This window comes from Curtobacterium sp. LFS084 (assembly GCF_047977705.1).
GTDB lineage: Bacteria > Actinomycetota > Actinomycetes > Actinomycetales > Microbacteriaceae > Curtobacterium.
Genome location: NZ_JBFPFM010000053.1, coordinates 1 through 17861 on the forward strand (window position 1 = coordinate 1; position 17861 = coordinate 17861).

Consider the following 17861-nt stretch of genomic DNA (forward strand, 5'->3'; position numbering starts at 1 on the left):
GGCCGGGGCGGGGGCCGTCCCGCCCCCCCGGGCCCCCCGTGGGGTGGGGGGGTGGGGCCCCCCCCGGGGCCCCCCGTGGGTCGTCGTCAGCGTCCGGACCGCAGCCTCAGTCGTCGAAGTGCGCCGCCGCGGCCCGTGCGCGGTAGGTGACGTCGTCGAGGTCGTCGCCGATGACGGTGACGTGGCCGACCTTGCGGCCGGGCCTCGGTGCCTTGCCGTAGAAGTGGTACTTCGCCTCGGGGAACGCCTCGAGCGCGCCCGGGTACCGTCCGGCGAGGTCGCCGTCGGCCGGCCCGCCGAGGACGTTCACCATCACCGCAGCGGGCGCGAAGGAACCGGTCGCGCCGAGGGGCAGGTCGAGCACGGCGCGCAGGTGCTGCTCGAACTGGCTCGTCGTGGCGCCGTCGATGGTCCAGTGGCCGGTGTTGTGCGGACGCATCGCGAGTTCGTTGATGAGGATGCGTTCGTCGTCGGTCTGGAACAGCTCGACCGCGAGGACGCCGGTCACCCCGAGCTCCGTCGCGATGCGGACGGCGATGTCCTCGGCCATGTCCGCGATGCGCCCCGCGCTGTCGGGGGCGGGGGCGAACACCTCGGCGCACACGCCGTCGCGCTGCACGGTCTCGACGAGCGGCCAGGCGACGACCTCGCCCGACGGCCGCCGCGCGACGGACTGCGCGAGTTCGCGGGTGAAGGCCACGAGCTCCTCGACCAGGAGCGCCTGCCCGCCGCCGGCCTCGGCGACGGCGATGAACCAGTCGGCGACGTCGGCCGGGTCGGTGACCACGCGGACACCCTTGCCGTCGTACCCGCCACGTGCGGTCTTCACGACGGCGCGGCCACCGTGGTCGTCGAGGAACGCCTGCAGCTCGTCGGGATCGTGCACGGCGGCCCAGTCCGGCACCGGCAGTCCGAGCTCGGTGAGGCGCGTGCGCATGGTGATCTTGTCCTGCGCGACGGCGAGCGGCGCCGGACCGGGGTGCACCGCGACGCCGGCGTCGACGAGGGCAGCCAGGACGTCCTGCGGCACGTGCTCGTGGTCGAAGGTGACGACGTCGACGTCCCGCGCGAACGCGAGCACCGTCGCGACGTCGTGGTAGTCCCCCTCGGCGGTGGCCGCGATGGCCGCCGACATGCCCGGCCCCTCGGCCAGCACCCGGATGTCGAGCCCGAGCTCGACCGCGGCCGGCACCATCATCCGAGCCAGCTGTCCTCCACCGATGACCCCGACGCGCAACGCCATGCTGTGTGTTCCTTCCGTCGTTCACACCGTCCGGCGAGAACGCGCTGTCTAGAATCGCTGTTCGGGTCGCCGTCGTGTGCGACCGCCTGGTCGGCCGTGCAGCGCACGACCAGGGACAACTCTACGGACCCGGGAGAGACCGTGCGGCGACTGGTGGCCCAACTGGCACGCTTCGGCGTCGTCGGTGCGGTGGGGTTCGTGGTCGACACGGGCATCTTCAACGTGTTGCGGGCGACCGTGCTCAGCCCGGACGAGGTCCACTCGGGACCGTTCTGGGCGAAGGTCGTCTCGACCGTCGTCGCCATCTTCGTCAACTGGATGGGGAACCGCTACTGGACCTTCCGCGAACAGCGGCGGGCGGTGGCGACGCGCGAGGGCGTCGAGTTCGTGATCGTCTCCCTCGGCGGCATGGTCATCTCGCTGGGCTGCCTGGGGATCTCCCACTACGTGCTCGGGCTGACATCGGCGCTGGCGGACAACATCTCCGGCAACGTCGTCGGGCTCGTGCTCGGCACCGTGTTCCGCTTCTGGCTCTACAAGGTGTGGGTGTACCACCCCGAACGCGGTCGCGCCCGGGCGGCACGAGCTGCCGAGACCGACGGATCGACGAGCGCCGCGTCGACGAGCACCGGGTCGACGGTCTCCCAGTCGTCGGTCGCCGGTTCCGAGGTCGCCGGCCAGTAGGTCCCGCCCGGTGGGAACGGGGCCAGTAGGCTCGAGGCGCCGCCGACCGAGGTGGCGTCGCCGACCCCGGGAGTCCGCTCGATGCAGTCCGAACCGCACCCCGCCGTCCCGCGGCGCGAGCGGCTGTGGGTCGGCGTCACCACGGCGGTGTTCGGGCTCTGGCTCGTGCTCTGGGCACTCGTCGTCCCGGCCTTCCAGGCACCGGACGAAGCGGCGCACCTCGACGCCGCGGTCCACGTCGCGACCGGGTCCGGGTGGCCGGCTCCCGGCACGATGCACGTCACGAACGCCGTCCGCGCCGCCCTGCAGGAGCAGGCCGACGGCGACTCCTCGACGTGGTCGACCGTGAGCGGGCTGCTCACGGCACACCCGGGTGACTCCACGACCGTCAACCAGATGTCGCAGCACCCGCCGACGGCGTACGTGGTCGACGCCGTCGTGCTCCGCGCGCTGCACTACGGCTCCCTGCGGTGGGACCACGCGCTCGTCGCGCTCCGGCTCGTCGACGCCGTCCTCGTGACCCCGCTGGCGCTCCTCGCGTGGGCGTCGGTCCGCCGTGTCACGCGGTCGCCGCGCGCCGCCCTGCTCGGTGCCCTCGCCCTGTTCGCCGTGCCGCAACTGGCCTCGATCGGGGCCTCGGTGACGAACGACGCCCCGACCCTCCTGCTCGGCGGCGTGGTGGTCTGGCTGGCGACCCGCCTGCTCACCGGGGACCTGAGGCGCCGGACGCTCCTGACGACGGGCGTCGCGCTCGGCCTGCTCGTCTGGACCAAGGGCACGGGACTCCCCGCGGTGCCGTTCATCGCCGCCGTGACGCTCGCCGCCGGAGCGGGCGTCCTCACGTTCCCTCGCCGGCTGCTGCGCACCGTGGCGGTCCTCGGGGTGACCGCGGCGATCGGGGCGTGGTGGTGGCTGCGCAACCTCGTGCGCTTCCACACCCTGCAGCCGGACGGGTACGCCGCGCTCCGCCCGGACCGGCCGTTCCCGGACGGCCAGGGTCCCTCGGTGTGGCACTTCCTCGACGTCAGCTGGGGCACCCTCACACGGACCTTCTGGGGGTCACCGGGGCAGCGAGCGCAGGTCAGCATCGGCGACCTCCTCACCGCGGTCCTGACGCTGGTGGTGCTCGTCGTCCTGGTCGGGTGGGCGTTCCGTCGCGGCCGAACCCGCCGTGCGGCGTGGTGCCTGGCGGTCTTCCCCGCCCTCCTGCTGCTCGTGCAGACCGCGAGCAGTGCCCGGGCCTACCTCGACACGACCCAGGTCGCGGGGACGCAGGGCCGCTACCTGTTCCCGGCCCTGCTGTGCCTCGTCGTGCTCAGCGCGGTGGCGTGGCGGCGCCTCCCCCTCCCTGGGCGGGGCCGAGCAGCGCTCCCCCTGGTGCTGTCCGTGGCCTTCCCAGCGATCGGGACCTGGGGGATCGCGGTCGCCGCCGGGTGGTTCTGGAACACCGCGAGCGGGCCGATCTCGGCCGCGAGCGTCGACCGCTACGAGGCCTCCGGTCCGGTGCCGTTCGCCCTCGTCGCCGTCGTGGGGGTGCTCGTCATCGTCGGGTGGGCCACGGTGGTCGTGCGGCTCTGGGCGCCGAGCGGCGTCAGTTCCCGGACACCTTGACGACGTCGACGAGGCACGGCTGGACGGGCGCCGACTTGATGTCCTGGCAGGTCTGGTCGACGGTGAAGCTCTCCTCGAGGGTGCCGATCGCCGAGTAGTCCCGGTCCTTCGGGATGAGCGCGTTCGAGTAGTTCAGGAAGTACTGCACCCCGGACCGCTTGAGCAGGTCGACGAAGGCCGGGTCCTCGTAGTCGTACTGCTGCCCGTTCTCGCCGTACATCTGGGTGCCGGTGCGGAAAGCGACGAGCACGGTGTCGCGGGTGTTCGTCCCGAGGATCCGGCTGCCGGCGGGGAGCGTGTGGTTCGCGACGAGCAGGTCCGGGAGCGGCTCGTCCGGCGTGACGACCCCGCCGAGCACCTGTCCGGCGGGGATGCCGGACGGCTTCGTGGTCATGACCGAGAACGGCGCACGCACCCCGTTGACGTTCTGGCTGTACGCCGCGACGACGAGCACGGCGCACGCGACGACCGTCGCGACCTTCCGGACCCGGCGACCCCGCCTGGCCGCGCGCCAGATCGTCGGCAGCAGGGCGGCGGCGATCAGCACGGACCCGGTGAACAGCGGCAGGTAGTAGCGGGCGTTCCCGCCCTGGGTGTCCACCGTCGCGATCCCGGCGTACCCGAGCAGGTACACGCCGGAGAAGATGCCGACGATGCTCGCGAACACGAACCGCCGGTAGTGCACCACCCCGGCGACGACCGCGCCGACGAACACCACGCCGATGGCGAGCGCGAACGGCGCGAACGAGCCGATGCGGAGGAAGTAGAACGGCAGCGCCTCGAGTCGCTGCTCGACGTAGTACCGCACCTTGCCGACGAGCGTGGTGGTCTGGCTCCGGGACGACTCCGTCGCCGACCCCGCGACGGACTCCGCCGGCACGGTCCGCTCGGCGGTGAGGAGCCCGGCGTCGTAGATCGACGGCGTCCGGTCCTCGTTCGGCGAGACGGCCCGCGCGTTCGGTGGCGTGGGGATCCGGTACTCGTCGGCGTCCTTGCCGGACGAGTCGCTGAACTTGCCGGACACGTTCACGGTCAGCGACGAACCGACCTCGACCCCGCCGAACTTCACGGACAGGGCGACGACCCACGGTGCGGACACGAGGACCACCGCGACGAGGGCGACGACGGGCAGCAGGACGGACCGGCGTTCCCGGGCCCCGGGACGGTCCTGGAACCAGCGGACGACGGCCCACACCGGCACCACGACGAGGAAGACGGGGACGAGGAACGCCTTCGTGCAGTACCCCAGCGCGCACACCGCCCCGAGCAGCACCCCGGTGAGGACGATCCGCCGGATCGACCCGTGCCAGGCGCGGTCCGCCGCGAGCAGTGCCCAGAGGAACCCGAGGCACCAGACGAGCACGAGGGTGTCCGGGGTCTGCAGGCTGACGTTCGCCATCATGAGCGGCGTGGTCGCGGCGATCGACCACCCCGCCGTCCAGCCGTTGCCCGTCGTCCGGAGCAGCAGCCACGCCCCCATCGCCAGCACGGCGACGCTGGACAGCGTGTTCACGACGGCGAAGGCGGTGGTCTGCCCGACGCCGATCGCGATGAGCGGCGCCATCAGCCAGGACACCATCGGCGACCAGTAGCCGTTCACGGCGTCCGCCCAGTGCCACTCGGCGTACTGCTTGGCGATCGACATGTACGAGATGCCGTCGATGTTCGTCACCTCGAGCCGCGTCCGGTACGCGACGAACGCCACGAGCAGCGCGGCGACGGCGAGGAGCGCGCCGTTCGCGAGGAGCGACTCCCGCGAGGGACGACGCCCCTCGTGGAACGCCCCGAAGCGTCGTCGGTGCGGAGCGGCGGGACCCGAGGGGACCGCGGCGGGACGGTCGTCGGTCAGCGCGTCGTCGATCGTCATCCCCCGCCCCCGCGCGGTGGTCAGCGGCCCATGCCGCGGTAGGTGAAGCCGGCTGCCGTCCAGGCGTCGCGGTCGAGGCAGTTGCGGCCGTCGACCACGATCGGGTCCGCCACGAGCGCGGCGACCGCGGCCGCGTCGAGCTCGCGGAACTCGGTCCACTCGGTCAGGACCAGCACGAGGTCCGCGTCCCGCAGTGCGTCGGTGGCGCGCTCGGCGTACTCCAGCTCCGGACGCACCCGGCGCGCCGTGACCACGGCCTCCGGGTCGTACGCGGCCACCGTCGCCCCGAGGGCCTGCAGCCGTCCGGCGATGTCGAGCGCCGGTGAGTCACGGACGTCGTCGGAGTTCGGCTTGAATGCCAACCCGAGCACCGCGACGCGCTTGCCGGTGACGTCCCCGCCGAGCAGCTCCTGCGCGAGCTCGACCACGTGCGCACGACGACGCAGGTTCGTCGCGTCGACGTCGGCCAGGAACGCCAGCGACTCCCCGACCCCGAGCTCGTCCGCCCGCGCCTGGAACGCCCGGATGTCCTTCGGCAGGCAACCGCCACCGAACCCGAGGCCGGCGTTGAGGAACTTCCGGCCGATGCGGGCGTCGTGCCCGATCGCGTCGGCGAGGGCCGTGACGTCGGCCCCGGCGACCTCGGCGATCTCCGCCATCGAGTTGATGAACGAGATCTTCGTCGCGAGGAACGCGTTCGCGCTGATCTTCACCAGCTCGGCCGTGGGCAGGTTGACCACGAGCCGCGGCGTGCCGGCGGCCAGGGCCTCGGCGTAGACCTCGTCGAGGACGTCGACGGCGGCCTGTCCGGCGGCACCGTCCGGCACGCCGTAGACGAAGCGGTCCGGGCTGATGGTGTCCTGCACCGCGAAGCCCTCGCGGAGGAACTCCGGGTTCCACACCAGCGTCGCACCGGGGACCGCGTCGGACACCTCGGCGGCCAGGCGCGCCGCGGTGCCCACCGGGACCGTGGACTTGCCGACGACGAACTCGCCCGCGGACAGGTGCGGCGTCAGCGCCGCGACCGCGGCGTCGACGTACGTCAGGTCCGCGGCACCGGTCGGCCCCTGCGGGGTGCCGACGGCGAGGAAGTGCACGCGCGCACCGGCGACCTCGGCCATGTCGGTCGTGAAGCGGATGCGACCGGACGCGAGCGCCTCGCGCAGGATCTCCGGCAGACCGGGCTCGAAGAACGGGGCCTCGCCCGCGGCGAGCCGTTCGATCTTGGACGGGTCGACGTCCACCGCGACGACGTCGTGCCCGAGCTTGGCCATGGAGGCGGCGTGCACGGCACCGAGGTAACCGCAGCCGATGACAGAGATACGCACGTCGAAGACGGTACCGGAGTCTCGGTGGACTTCGGGTGCACAGCGCCCGTCGCCGGGGAACCGTCAGGGGCGGACGTCGCCCCAGCGGGGGCGGTCGGCGCCGCCGACGATCTCGTCCCAGTCGGGTTCGCGGTGCCGGCGCCGTGCCTCGTGCGCCTCGACGAGGTCGTGCAGGACCGCGACGACGAGGTCCGCGTGCGGGACGTCACCGAGCACCAGGGCCGGTTCGTCCCCGGGGAACACGAGGACGTCCCCGGACCGGAACACCCCCTGCAGGCCGCGGCGCCGCACCGTCACGTCGTAGCCCCGCGAGTGCAGGAGCTCCCGTCGGGTGCGCGTCCCGAGGCCGTGCACGACGACCAGACGCCGGGTGGTCACGACGTAGCGCTCGGACATCCAGCGGAAGAGCGGCATCGCCCCGCCGAGGAACACCAGGAGTACGACGAGGCCGGCCACCACCGCGTTCAGCCACGCGAGCTGGGCACGGAACACACCGAAGCCGAACCCGCCGGCGAGCATGACGAGCACCACGAAGACCGCCGGTCGCACCAGCCGGCGCGCGTGCGGCCGCAGCCGCGCGACCACGCGTTCGGGCGGCGGCTCGTCGGTCATGCCGTCATGCATACCGCAGGTGGGTGACGTCCCCCACGGCGACGTCCCTGGAGACGCCCGCTCGATCCCGGATCGTGATCCGACCCTCGTCGTCGATCCCGGTCGCGTCGCCCTCGGAGGTCGTGCCGTCCGGCAGCTCGAGGCGGACGCGCTGCCCGATCGTGCCGCAGGCCGACCGGACGTGGGACCGGACCCGTTCCGCGTCGTCACCGCCCGCGACCAGGGCGACCACGGCCTCCTGGACCGCGCGGAGGAACGCGGCCAGCACGCGGTCGGCGAGCTCCGGTGCGGAGCCTGGCGCCCCCTGCAGCGCGAGCGAGGTCGCGGTCGGGGTCGGCAGGCGGTCGGCGGGGATGGTGAGGTTCACCCCGGCGCCGACGACGACGCTGCCGTCGCCCGCGACCTGGCAGAGGATGCCGCAGACCTTGCGGCCGTCGACCTGGACGTCGTTCGGCCACTTCACCGCGACACGGGGTGCGGGCCCGGAGGCGCGGCGCGGCTCGGCGGGGACGCCCAGCTCCGCGGCGATCGCGTCGCGCATCGCGGCCCCGGCGACGAGCGGCAACCACCCGCGGTCACGGTCGTCGAGGTCGGCGCGGACGAGCAGGCTCGCCGCGAGCGTCTCGCCGGCCGGGGCCGTCCAGCTCCGGTCGAGCCGGCCGCGTCCGGCCGTCTGGTCGAGCGTCGCCACCACGCTGCCGTGCGGCTCGGTCGACGCGACGGCGAGCAGGTCGGCGTTCGTGGACCCGGTCGTCGCGGGCTCGGTGAGGACGGCGCCGGCGGCCTCGACGACGGCTCGGGTCAGCGGGAACGTCGACGGCACGGGTGTGGACATGCAGCAAATCTACGGGCAGGAACCGTGGGGGACCTCCAACCGGCCCCGCCGTCACCGCCGGTAGGGTGAGCGGGTGACTTCAGGAGACACCCCCGATCTCTCGACGACGGCCGGACGGCTCGCCGACCTCCGCGAGCGGTACCACGAAGCCGTGACCGCCGCGGGCGAGGCCGCCATCGCCAAGCAGCACGCCAAGGGCAAGGGCACCGCGCGCGAACGCATCGAGCAGCTGCTGGACGAGAACTCGTTCGTCGAGTTCGACGAGTTCGTCCGGCACCGCACCCACGCCTTCGGCATGGAGTCCAAGCGCCCCTACGGTGACGCGGTCGTCACCGGCGTCGGGACGATCCACGGCCGGAACGTCGCCGTCTACGCGCAGGACTTCACCGTCTTCGGCGGCTCGCTCGGCGAGGTCGCCGGCGAGAAGATCATCAAGGTGATGGAGCACGCGCTGAAGACCGGCGTGCCGATCATCGGCATCCTCGACTCGGGCGGCGCCCGCATCCAGGAGGGCGTGGTCGCGCTCGGCAAGTACGGCGAGATCTTCCGCCTCAACACGCAGGCGTCCGGGGTCATCCCGCAGATCTCGATCGTGATGGGCCCGGCGGCCGGCGGCGCGGTCTACTCCCCCGCCCTCACCGACTTCGTGATCATGGTCGACAAGACCAGCCACATGTTCGTCACCGGCCCGGACGTCATCAAGACGGTCACCGGCGAGGACGTCGGCTTCGAGGAGCTCGGCGGCGCGCAGACGCACAACGCCGTCTCCGGCGTCGCGCACTACCTCGCCGAGGACGAGACCGACGCGCTCGACTACGCCCGGTCGCTCATCGGCTTCCTGCCGGACAACAACCTGTCCGACGCGCCGGCGTACGACGTGGCCCCGGAGCTCGAGACCACGGACGCCGACCGCGAGCTCGACGTGGTCATCCCGGACTCGACGAACCAGCCCTACGACGTCACCACGATCATCGAGCACGTCGTCGACGACGGTGAGTTCCTCGAGGTGCAGCCGCTCTTCGCGCCGAACATCCTGATCGGCTTCGGTCGGGTCGAGGGCCGCACGGTCGGCATCATCGCGAACCAGCCGCAGGCCATGGCCGGCACGCTGAACATCGACGCCGGCGAGAAGGCCGCGCGCTTCGTCCGGTTCTGCGACGCCTTCGGCATCCCGATCCTCACCCTCGTCGACGTGCCCGGCTACCTGCCCGGCACCGACCAGGAGTGGACCGGCGTCATCCGCCGTGGCGCGAAGCTCCTGTACGCCTACGCCGAGGCCACCGTGCCGCTCGTCACCGTGATCACCCGCAAGGCCTACGGCGGCGCGTACATCGTCATGGGCTCGAAGCAGCTCGGCGCCGACATCAACCTCGCGTGGCCGACCGCCGAGATCGCCGTCATGGGCGGTCAGGGCGCCGTCAACATCCTGTACCGCGCCGAGATCAAGCGTGCCGAGGAGTCCGGCGAGGACGTCGCCGCCGTCCGCGCGAAGCTGGCGAACGAGTACACGTACAACGTGGCCTCCCCGTACCTCGCGGCCGAGCGCGGCGAGCTCGACGGGATCATCCAGCCGCACGCGACGCGCGTCTCGGTCATCAAGGCGCTGCGGGCCCTCCGCGGGAAGCGTGCGACGCTGCCGCCCAAGAAGCACGGGAACATCCCGCTGTGACGGGCGCACGCTGATGGGCCGCCACGCCGCCGCCGTCCCCGCCGTCCCCGCCGTCCCCGCCGAGCGTGCGGCCTCCGCCGCCGCCGACGTGCGCGTCGTGTCCGGCGAGCCCACGCCCGAAGAGCTCGCCGCCGTCATCGCCGTCCTGCAGCGGCAGGCCGACGAGGCCGCGTCGCTCGGCCGACCCGAGGTCACCGTGTCGCCGCGGTCCGGGTGGGACGCGTCCGCTCGGGGGCTCCGTCGACCGCTCGAGCACGGAGCCGGCGCCTGGAGCCGTTCGCTCCGCTAGGACGCCCCGGGGCTTGCGCGCACCGCTCGGTGCGAGCGAGCATGTACCCCTGGGTCCCGACGCACTCCGTGCCCCTCGTGGGCGGAGTTCCCGGTTCGTCTCCCCTCAGACGGGGGACAGCTCGGTGCGATGCGGTCGGAAATGGGCGATTTTGTCCCCCATAATGACGACTGACAGAGCGTTCAGCGGCAGGCATAGTAGTCAGTGTTCGGTGTCCTTCAACGAAGAACATCGCAGGTCGGTGGCCGACTAGGGTACGACGCCACCACCAGCTACGAGTCAGGGCGATATTCGGGTTGTCGCTCAGACTCGGGTCGTGAACGGGCCGGTCGGTTTCCGACCGGCCCGTTCCCCGTTTCCGGGCAGGTCGAGACGCGTCCGCCGCCGGCGATCCCGGCGCGACGAGGTCGTCCGCCGACTCGGGTCAGACGACCTCGTGCCGCGGGATCTCCAGCCACACCACGACCGAGTCGTCCTCGTCGCCGTCCTCGTCGTCCATGCCCGCGCCGAGGGCCGCCGACTCGCTCGCAGCGAGGTCGAGCCGCAGCCCCACGACGGTCACGGCGGACGCCGAGCCCTCGGGGACCGTCCGGATGATCACGTTGTCGGCCTCACGGGCCTGCCGCAGCGCATCGGCGATCCGGGCGTGCACGCGGCGCAGGTCGGGCACCTCGAGGTCGTCGAGCCCACCGTCGTCGTGCAGCTGGACGGTGGCGCCGCGACGGCGGAGCCGCATCACCTCGTCGCGGACGTCGTCCGACAGCAGCGACCGACCGCGGATCTCGTCACGGATGGCCTGCTCGAGGTGCAGGCACTCGGCACGCTCGGCGTCGTCCAGGTCACCGCCGGTCTCGATGATCCGCTGCAGCATCGGCAGCGCCATCCGCGTCGTCTGGCTCAGGCGGAACTGGCGCTCGAAGACGTGGGCGTCCTGCGCCGCCTGCCAGTCCGCCGTCTCCTGCTCGGCGCGGACGAAGTCACGGGTGACGCGCGTGGCCCGGCTCGTCGCCGCGGCGAGACCGGTGGCGATCGCGACCCACGACACGCTGCCGAGCACCCCGAGCGATCCGAGTGCCCCGAGCCCGGCCCAGGCGACGGCGTGCACCGCGAGGAAGCCGACCCCGACCCAGGCGAACGGTCCGCGACCGCGCACCACGAGCACGACCATGAGCGTGCCGACGGCGGCGATCCACCACGTGCCGTTCCCCGGCCCCGCTGCCAGGTCGACGGTCGGCGACGCGACGATCGGCAGCACGACGGCGGTCGCGAGCGCGAAGCACGCGGCCCAGACCGGCAGCGAACGCCCGTGCACGAACACCGCGACCCCGGTCGCGGCCGCGTAGAGCACCATGCACGCGAGGACCGGGCCGATCTCGGCCGCCCCCGGGAGCGTCGTGGCGGCGAGGACCAGGTGGTACACCGAGAAGAGCGTGGCGAGCCCGATCGCGACGCCGGCGGGCAGTGAGGCCTTCACCGCGGCTCCCCCGTCGTCGGGCGCCAGTCGAGGAGTACCCGCGTGCCCGCTCCGGGCGCGGTGACGATCTCGGCGGTGCCACCGACCGCGACGACGCGTTCCAGGATCGAGCGGCGGACGCCCAGTCGTTCGGCGGGGATCGTCGCGGTGTCGAAGCCCGTCCCGCGGTCACCGACCTCGACGTGCACGCCGGCACCGCGCTGCTCGACGACGATCCAGCGTTCGACGTCGGCCGGGCCGGCGTGCTGCACGCTGTTCACCGCGGCCTGGACGGCCGCGGAGGCCACGGCGTCCGCCACGATCGCGGGGACACGGGCCGTCCCGAGGTGCCCGCGGTCGACGCGCACCGGCGCCGCGAGGGCCCCGACGGCGTCGGCGATCCGCTCCCGCAGGTCGACGAGCGGGACCGGCGGTGCGTCCCCCGGACCGTCCGACGCGGCCGCCTCGAGGTGGTCGATCGCGTTCCGGGCCATGCGCGCGGCGAGCACCTGGGCGTCACGGGTGTCCGCGCGCGCGGCGGAGAGCAGTGTCGTCAGGACGCTGTCGTGGACGATCGCGTCGACCTGGACCCGTTCGACCTCGGTCGCGTGCTCGCGGATGGCGTGCGAGTACCGACGGACCGCCGTCGCCTGGGCCGCGTCGACCGCAGCAGCCGCACGGCGCAGCACGATCACGATGATGAGGGCGGCCCCGCTGAGGATCGCCGTGTAGAAGCCGTTGAGGACCGCGCCGGCGCCCGCGTCGCCGCCGGCCGGGGTGAACCGGATCGCCACGTAGACGGCCGGGACGAGTGCGGTGTAGACCGACGCCCGCCACGGCGCGAACCCCATGGCGGCGGCCGTCGACCCGACGGTGCACAGCCACCACGGCCACGGTGCCTGGTCGGACGGGATCGGCTCGCGGGCCGTCAGCGGCCAGGTGACGAGCACGACGAGGAACACGAGGGCGCAGACGATCTGCGCGATCTGGGCCAGGCGCCGCACGAACACCGACGCCCCCACGAACAGGAACGACGCGGCGAGCGCGCAGGCGGCCACCGGCCCCCACACCGGGTCGAGGTACGGCAGCTGGGACAGCACCGCGGGCACCGTCGTGGCACCGAAGCCGAGCGCGGCCACGGCGATGAGGATCGCGAAGGCACGCTCGACCGACGCCTGGGTGATGGACGCGCGGACACTGCGTGCGGGATCGGCGCCGAACGGCGCGGGCTCGATCGCCCCGACGGCCGTCCTGGCGGCCCCGGCCCCTGCGGCGGGCGCGGCTCCGGCACCGGCCGTCGTGCCGGGACCGGCCCCGGCGCCGTTGCCGGGTGCAGCGTCCGCCGCCGTCATGCTGTTCAGCGGCCGTCGCCGTCGGGGTCGATGCCCGAGTCGAGCCCCGGCAGGATGCCGTCCTCGACCGCGCGACGGAGCAGGTCGACCTTCGTCGGGGCGGGTCGACCGACCTCGACGTACTTGACACGGATGCGGTCGAGGTACTCGCGGGCGGTGGAGTAGCCGATGCCGAGCTGCTGCGCGGCCAGCTTCAGCGGGAGGCCCGAGGCGTACAGGTGCAGGATCTCGCGCTCGCGGCGTCCGAGCTGCGCCTTCGCGAAGTCGCGGTCGGCGTCGATCGCACTGGCCCACTCGAGGTTGTTCAGCACGTCCCCGCGCGCGACGGTGGCGACGGCGGCCATCACGGTCTTCGTCGCCGAGGACTTCGGGATGACGCCGGCCGCCCCTGCGGCCAGTGCCTCACGGACGTTCGCGACGCGGTCGGCGATCGAGTGCACGAGCACGGCGGAACCGGTGCCCTGCACACCCTTCACGTTCGCGGTCACGGTCGAGCCGTCGCCGAGGGACAGGTCGAGGACGACGACGTCGACCTCGCGCCCACCGAGGTTCTCGATGTACTCGGGCACGCTCGCGGCGGTGAGCACCACCTCGAACCCCTCGTTCTGGCACGCTGCCTGGATCCCGAGCCGCACGGACTCGTGGTCGTCGACGATCGCGACACGGACGGGCTTGGTCGCCAGTCCGGTCGTTCCGGTGGTGGTCGTGTCTGTTGCCACGGTGGCCTCTCTCGTCGATGTGCTCGCCGGCCCCTGAAACCGGTTCGCCATCACCGCCCAAGGATACCCAGGTCGGACTCAGGCAGCAGCGCGATGCGATCGCGCCGCGCCGACGTGTCCGCGGGCGACACGCGTCGCGCGGAACGGCCAGCCCCGTGGGTCACCGCGCAGCCGCCGCATCGGACCGAGCCGTCCCGGGCGCGTCGAGCCCGCCGCGCCCGGCCCGGCCCGTGATCGACGTCAGGCGACGGGCACCAGCCGCGCCACGGCCTCGAGGTGGTGGGTGTGCGGGAAGAGGTCGAACGCACGCAGCGCCTCCAGGCGGTACCCGAGGTCGGCGAACGTCGCGACGTCGCGCGCGAGGGCCACCGGGTCGCAGGCGACGTAGACGACCTGCGCCGGCTGGAGCGCCGCGATCTGCACGACGACCTCGCGACCGGCACCGGAGCGCGGCGGGTCGAGCACGACGGTGCCGGCGCGGTGGCGCTGCCGCTCGGTCGCCGTCAGCGACGACACGGTCCGCTGCAGCCAGCGGTCGACGCGGGCGGTCTCGGCGCGCACGCCGATCCACTCGGCGAGGTTCTCCTGCGCGTGCTCGGTGGCGCGCTCGGAGCTCTCGACGCTCGTCAGCTTCGCGCGGAGCCCGACGAGGTCGACGAGCGCTGCGCCGAGCAGCCCGACACCGCCGTAGAGGTCGAGGTGCTGCCCCTCGGGGTCGAGCCGGTCGCGGTCGACGAGGTCCTGCACCGCGGCGGTCAGCACGGCGGGCGCCTGGCGGTGCACCTGCCAGAAGCCGTTGTCGTCCACCTGGAACGAGCGGTCCCCGACGGTCTCGGTGACCACGGTCGGCTTCTGCTCGTCGATCACGAGGCGCGCACCCTCGGAGCCGCTCGGTGCGAGGACGTCGACGACCGAGGCACCGGGCATCGCGCCGCGGCCGAGCGGTGCGCTCTCCTGCACGGTGCGGCTCGCGAGCGGCAGGGACGTGACCGGGACCACGGTGTGCGACCGGGCGGCGAAGGGTCCGGCGGTCCCGTCCTCGTCCACGTGCAGACGCACGCGGGTACGCCACCCGGTGCCGCCGGTCTCGTCGTCGCCGGGCGCGGCCTCGACGACGACGTCGTGCCCGAGGACCTCGGCCAGGTCGGTGCGGGCGAACCGGGCGAAGGAGTCGACCAGGACGTCGTGCTTCAGCGTGCGCTGGTGGCCGAGGGCGATGTGCCCGAACTCGGCGCCGCCGGCACGGACCGCGGGGTCGCGGTCGAGGGCGGCCTCGGGCCAGACGTGGTCGACGCGGTGCTCGCTCGGCGTCTCGACCGACACGGTGTCGGCGCGCCAGAACGACTTCTTCCGGTCCTCGGTCACCCGGGCACGGACGCGCTCGCCCGGGATCGCGTCCGACACGAACACCACCCGCCCCTCGTGCCGTGCCACCGAGATGCCGCCGTGGGCGATCCCGGTGACGTCGAGGTCGAGCAGCGTTCCGACGGATTCACCCATGGTTCGATGTTCCCATGCGTCTGTACCTCGCGAGTACCTCCCCCGCCCGCCGTGCCCTGCTCGCCCAGACCGGGATCGAGCCGGTGCTCGTCGCGCCGGGTGTCGACGAGGACGCCGCGGTCGCCGCGGCCGCCACGTCGCTCGGCCGCGACCTGACCGGGCCGGAGCTGGTGGCGATGCTCGCGGTCGCCAAGGCCTCGGCCGTCGCGGACGCCCCGGTCGACGGTTCCCCGGCCGACGGCTTCGTGTTCGGCGGGGACTCCGCGTTCGAGGTCGACGGCGTGCTGTACGGCAAGCCCCACGACCCCGAGGTCGCCCGGGAGCGGTGGCGGCAGATGCTCGCCGCCGGCGGCGGCACGCTCTGGAGCGGGCACTGCGTCGTGGACCGGCGCCGCGTCGCGGACGCACCCGACGTCCTGGACGCACCCGCCCAGGGGCCTGGAGGCGCGGGTCGGGCCGGCACCGTGCCTCCCGTCCGCACCGTGGACGCGTCGGGCGGTGGGCCGCTGGGCGCCGCCGCATTCGTCGCGGATGTCGCGCCCGGCGGGTCGGCGATGGTCGCCGCCGGCGACCACGTGGTGGCGGTCGACAGCGCCGTCCTCACCTTCGCCGACGACGTGTCCCCCGAGGAGATCGACGCGTACGTCGCGACCGGCGAACCGCTCGAGGTGGCCGGCGCCTTCACGATCGACGGACGGGCCGCGGCCTACATCACCCGGATCGACGGCGCACCGTCGGCCGTGGTCGGGCTGTCGCTCCCGGTGCTGCGGTCGATGCTGCTCCGCGGCTTCGGCATCGCCTGGCACGACCTGTGGGCACTGTAGACATCCACACTTCTTCGCGCTCGTTCTTTGTGGGTGCCAGTCAATTCGTGGCCCTCCCGCACGAATACGCTGACTTACCATGCCCCGTATCAGCAAGGTCCTCATCGCGAACCGCGGCGAGATCGCCGTCCGCATCATCCGCGCGGCCCGCGACGCAGGCAAGGCATCGGTCGCGGTCTACGCCGACCAGGACCGTGACGCCCTCCACGCACGCCTCGCCGACGAGGCCTACGCGCTGAACGGCACCACGAGCGCCGACACCTACCTCGTCATCGACAAGATCATCTCGGTCGCCCGACGGTCCGGCGCCGACGCCGTGCACCCGGGCTACGGGTTCCTGGCCGAGAACGCCGACTTCGCCCGTGCCGTCATCGACGCCGGGCTGACGTGGATCGGGCCGTCGCCCGCGTCCATCGAGCAGCTCGGTGACAAGGTGTCCGCGCGTCACGTGGCCGAGAAGGTCGGCGCGCCGCTCGCGCCGGGCACCATCGAGCCCGTCAAGGACGCCTCCGAGGTCATCGCGTTCGCGGACGAGGTCGGCCTGCCGGTCGCCATCAAGGCGGCCTTCGGCGGCGGCGGCCGCGGCCTGAAGGTCGCCCGCACCCGCGACGAGGTCGAGTCGCAGTTCGAGTCGGCCACGCGTGAGGCGATCGCGGCGTTCGGTCGGGGCGAGTGCTTCGTCGAGAAGTACCTCGACAAGCCGCGCCACGTCGAGACCCAGTGCCTCGCCGACGAGCACGGCAACGTCGTCGTCGTCTCCACCCGCGACTGCTCGCTGCAGCGTCGCCACCAGAAGCTCGTCGAGGAAGCGCCCGCGCCGTACCTCACCGCCGCACAGACGGAGCGCCTGTACGAGTCGTCGAAGGCGATCCTCCGTGAGGTCGGCTACGTCGGTGCCGGCACGTGCGAGTTCCTCATCGGCGCCGACGGCACCGTGTCCTTCCTCGAGGTCAACACGCGCCTGCAGGTCGAGCACTGCGTCTCGGAGGAGGTCACCGGCATCGACCTCGTCCGCGAGCAGTTCCGCATCGCCGAGGGCGGCGTGCTCGACTACTCCGACCCCGTGGCACGCGGCCACTCGTTCGAGTTCCGCATCAACGGCGAGGACCCCGGTCGGAACTTCTTCCCCGCGCCGGGCCCCGTGCACGCGTTCCACGCGCCGTCCGGCCCCGGTGTCCGCGTCGACTCGGGCGTCGTGTCCGGCGACGTCGTGTCCGGCTCGTTCGACTCGATGCTCGCGAAGCTCGTCGTCACCGGCGCCACGCGCGCCGAGGCGTTGGAGCGCTCGCGCCGTGCCCTGGCCGAGTTCGAGGTCACCGGCCTGCCGACCGTGCTCCCCTTCCACCGTGCCGTCGTGTCGGACCCCGCGTTCGCGACGTCGGACGACGAGCCGTTCTCCGTCTACACGCAGTGGATCGAGACCGACTTCCAGAACGACATCCCCGCGTGGAGCGGCTCCCCCGAGGAGCTCCCCGCGCCGGCCGACCGCGAGAGCGTCGTCGTCGAGGTGCAGGGCAAGCGCATCGAGGTCACCATGCCGTCGATCGTCGGCGTCGGTGGCGCTGCGGGTCGTCGTCCGGCCGGACCCTCGGCTCCCCCGAAGCGTCGGTCGTCCGGCGTGCGCGGCGGGCTCGCCTCGTCCGGGTCGGTGACGTCCCCGATGCAGGCCACCGTGGTGAAGCTCGCGGTCGCCGAGGGTGACACCGTGGTGAAGGGCGACCTGCTCGTCGTGCTCGAGGCCATGAAGATGGAGCAGCCCGTCGCTGCCCCGCGCGACGGCGTCGTCACGGGGCTGAACGCCCCCGTCGGCCAGACGATCTCGTCCGGCCACGTGCTGCTCGAGCTCGCGTAGGCGGCGCGCGCGCCGCCGCGCGC

The 17861-nt window shown here is 73.0% G+C and carries 15 protein-coding genes; 6 read left to right on the top strand and 9 right to left on the bottom strand.

Features of this window, described 5'->3' with window-relative positions; translation table 11 throughout:
• Positions 1 to 106 precede the first annotated feature (106 nt).
• Entirely contained in the window at positions 107 to 1243 is a 1137-nt protein-coding gene (locus tag ACNQOV_RS17035; protein WP_416396031.1) for a 5-(carboxyamino)imidazole ribonucleotide synthase, read from the bottom strand.
• A 153-nt stretch (positions 1244 to 1396) separates the two neighbouring features.
• Here ACNQOV_RS17035 and ACNQOV_RS17040 point away from each other — a divergent pair, with 153 nt between their 5' ends.
• Positions 1397 to 1927, top strand: a complete 531-nt coding sequence (locus tag ACNQOV_RS17040) for a GtrA family protein (protein ID WP_416396033.1) — start codon at positions 1397 to 1399, stop codon at positions 1925 to 1927.
• A gap of 81 nt (positions 1928 to 2008) precedes the next feature.
• A complete protein-coding gene (locus tag ACNQOV_RS17045) occupies positions 2009 to 3538 on the top strand; it encodes a DUF2142 domain-containing protein (protein ID WP_416396035.1) in 1530 nt (509 codons plus the stop codon).
• On the opposite strand, the gene ACNQOV_RS17050 is transcribed toward ACNQOV_RS17045, so the two are convergent.
• From ACNQOV_RS17050 to ACNQOV_RS17065, 4 genes are all read right to left on the bottom strand, one after another.
• Entirely contained in the window at positions 3519 to 5405 is a 1887-nt protein-coding gene (locus ACNQOV_RS17050) for a hypothetical protein (protein ID WP_416396037.1), read from the bottom strand. The genes ACNQOV_RS17045 and ACNQOV_RS17050 overlap by 20 nt on opposite strands.
• Before the next feature lie 20 nt (positions 5406 to 5425).
• The gene (locus ACNQOV_RS17055) at positions 5426 to 6733 is read right to left on the bottom strand and encodes a UDP-glucose dehydrogenase family protein (RefSeq protein ID WP_416396039.1); all 1308 of its coding nucleotides are present in this window, start codon (positions 6731 to 6733) and stop codon (positions 5426 to 5428) included.
• Between the two features lie 63 nt (positions 6734 to 6796).
• Entirely contained in the window at positions 6797 to 7345 is a 549-nt protein-coding gene (locus ACNQOV_RS17060) for a PH domain-containing protein (protein WP_070418457.1), read from the bottom strand.
• A 4-nt stretch (positions 7346 to 7349) separates the two neighbouring features.
• Positions 7350 to 8180 (bottom strand): biotin--[acetyl-CoA-carboxylase] ligase, encoded by an 831-nt coding sequence (locus ACNQOV_RS17065; protein ID WP_416396041.1) that lies wholly within the window; start codon positions 8178 to 8180, stop codon positions 7350 to 7352.
• A 73-nt stretch (positions 8181 to 8253) separates the two neighbouring features.
• Here ACNQOV_RS17065 and ACNQOV_RS17070 point away from each other — a divergent pair, with 73 nt between their 5' ends.
• Together ACNQOV_RS17070 and ACNQOV_RS17075 are read left to right on the top strand one after the other, a co-directional pair.
• Positions 8254 to 9849, top strand: coding sequence for an acyl-CoA carboxylase subunit beta (locus ACNQOV_RS17070; protein WP_022908150.1), 1596 nt, complete (start codon positions 8254 to 8256; stop codon positions 9847 to 9849).
• 13 nt (positions 9850 to 9862) lie between these two features.
• Complete coding sequence (locus ACNQOV_RS17075; protein WP_416396043.1) at positions 9863 to 10138, top strand: acyl-CoA carboxylase subunit epsilon; 276 nt, start codon at positions 9863 to 9865, stop codon at positions 10136 to 10138.
• A gap of 424 nt (positions 10139 to 10562) precedes the next feature.
• Here the strand turns inward: ACNQOV_RS17075 and ACNQOV_RS17080 are convergent, their stop codons facing one another.
• From ACNQOV_RS17080 to ACNQOV_RS17095, 4 genes are all read right to left on the bottom strand, one after another.
• Positions 10563 to 11612: a hypothetical protein gene (locus ACNQOV_RS17080; RefSeq protein WP_416396045.1), complete on the bottom strand. Its 1050-nt coding sequence runs from the start codon at positions 11610 to 11612 to the stop codon at positions 10563 to 10565.
• The gene (locus ACNQOV_RS17085) at positions 11609 to 12943 is read right to left on the bottom strand and encodes a sensor histidine kinase (protein WP_416396047.1); all 1335 of its coding nucleotides are present in this window, start codon (positions 12941 to 12943) and stop codon (positions 11609 to 11611) included. The genes ACNQOV_RS17080 and ACNQOV_RS17085 overlap by 4 nt, the downstream gene beginning before the upstream one ends.
• A 5-nt stretch (positions 12944 to 12948) precedes the next feature.
• Positions 12949 to 13713: a response regulator gene (locus ACNQOV_RS17090; RefSeq protein WP_402268232.1), complete on the bottom strand. Its 765-nt coding sequence runs from the start codon at positions 13711 to 13713 to the stop codon at positions 12949 to 12951.
• Positions 13714 to 13902: 189 nt separating this feature from the next.
• The gene (locus ACNQOV_RS17095) at positions 13903 to 15162 is read right to left on the bottom strand and encodes a class I SAM-dependent RNA methyltransferase (protein ID WP_416396049.1); all 1260 of its coding nucleotides are present in this window, start codon (positions 15160 to 15162) and stop codon (positions 13903 to 13905) included.
• Positions 15163 to 15176: 14 nt separating this feature from the next.
• On the opposite strand from ACNQOV_RS17095, the gene ACNQOV_RS17100 reads away from it, so the two are divergent.
• Entirely contained in the window at positions 15177 to 15986 is an 810-nt protein-coding gene (locus ACNQOV_RS17100) for a Maf family protein (RefSeq protein ID WP_416396051.1), read from the top strand.
• Between the two features lie 79 nt (positions 15987 to 16065).
• On the top strand, positions 16066 to 17838 hold the full coding sequence (locus ACNQOV_RS17105; protein WP_022908143.1) for an acetyl/propionyl/methylcrotonyl-CoA carboxylase subunit alpha: 1773 nt from the start codon (positions 16066 to 16068) through the stop codon (positions 17836 to 17838).
• Positions 17839 to 17861: the final 23 nt, after the last annotated feature.

Bases quoted from the DNA above. Each gene is read 5' to 3' on its own strand.
- ACNQOV_RS17035 (WP_416396031.1), bottom strand. From the start codon at position 1,243: ATGGCGTTGCGCGTCGGGGTCATCGGTGGAGGACAGCTGGCTCGGATG.
- ACNQOV_RS17065 (WP_416396041.1), bottom strand. From the start codon at position 8,180: ATGTCCACACCCGTGCCGTCGACGTTCCCGCTGACCCGAGCCGTCGTC.
- ACNQOV_RS17045 (WP_416396035.1), top strand. From the start codon at position 2,009: ATGCAGTCCGAACCGCACCCCGCCGTCCCGCGGCGCGAGCGGCTGTGG.
- ACNQOV_RS17060 (WP_070418457.1), bottom strand. From the start codon at position 7,345: ATGACCGACGAGCCGCCGCCCGAACGCGTGGTCGCGCGGCTGCGGCCG.
- ACNQOV_RS17050 (WP_416396037.1), bottom strand. From the start codon at position 5,405: ATGACGATCGACGACGCGCTGACCGACGACCGTCCCGCCGCGGTCCCC.
- ACNQOV_RS17085 (WP_416396047.1), bottom strand. From the start codon at position 12,943: ATGACGGCGGCGGACGCTGCACCCGGCAACGGCGCCGGGGCCGGTCCC.
- ACNQOV_RS17075 (WP_416396043.1), top strand. From the start codon at position 9,863: ATGGGCCGCCACGCCGCCGCCGTCCCCGCCGTCCCCGCCGTCCCCGCC.
- ACNQOV_RS17100 (WP_416396051.1), top strand. From the start codon at position 15,177: ATGCGTCTGTACCTCGCGAGTACCTCCCCCGCCCGCCGTGCCCTGCTC.
- ACNQOV_RS17090 (WP_402268232.1), bottom strand. From the start codon at position 13,713: ATGGCGAACCGGTTTCAGGGGCCGGCGAGCACATCGACGAGAGAGGCC.
- ACNQOV_RS17105 (WP_022908143.1), top strand. From the start codon at position 16,066: ATGCCCCGTATCAGCAAGGTCCTCATCGCGAACCGCGGCGAGATCGCC.
- ACNQOV_RS17095 (WP_416396049.1), bottom strand. From the start codon at position 15,162: ATGGGTGAATCCGTCGGAACGCTGCTCGACCTCGACGTCACCGGGATC.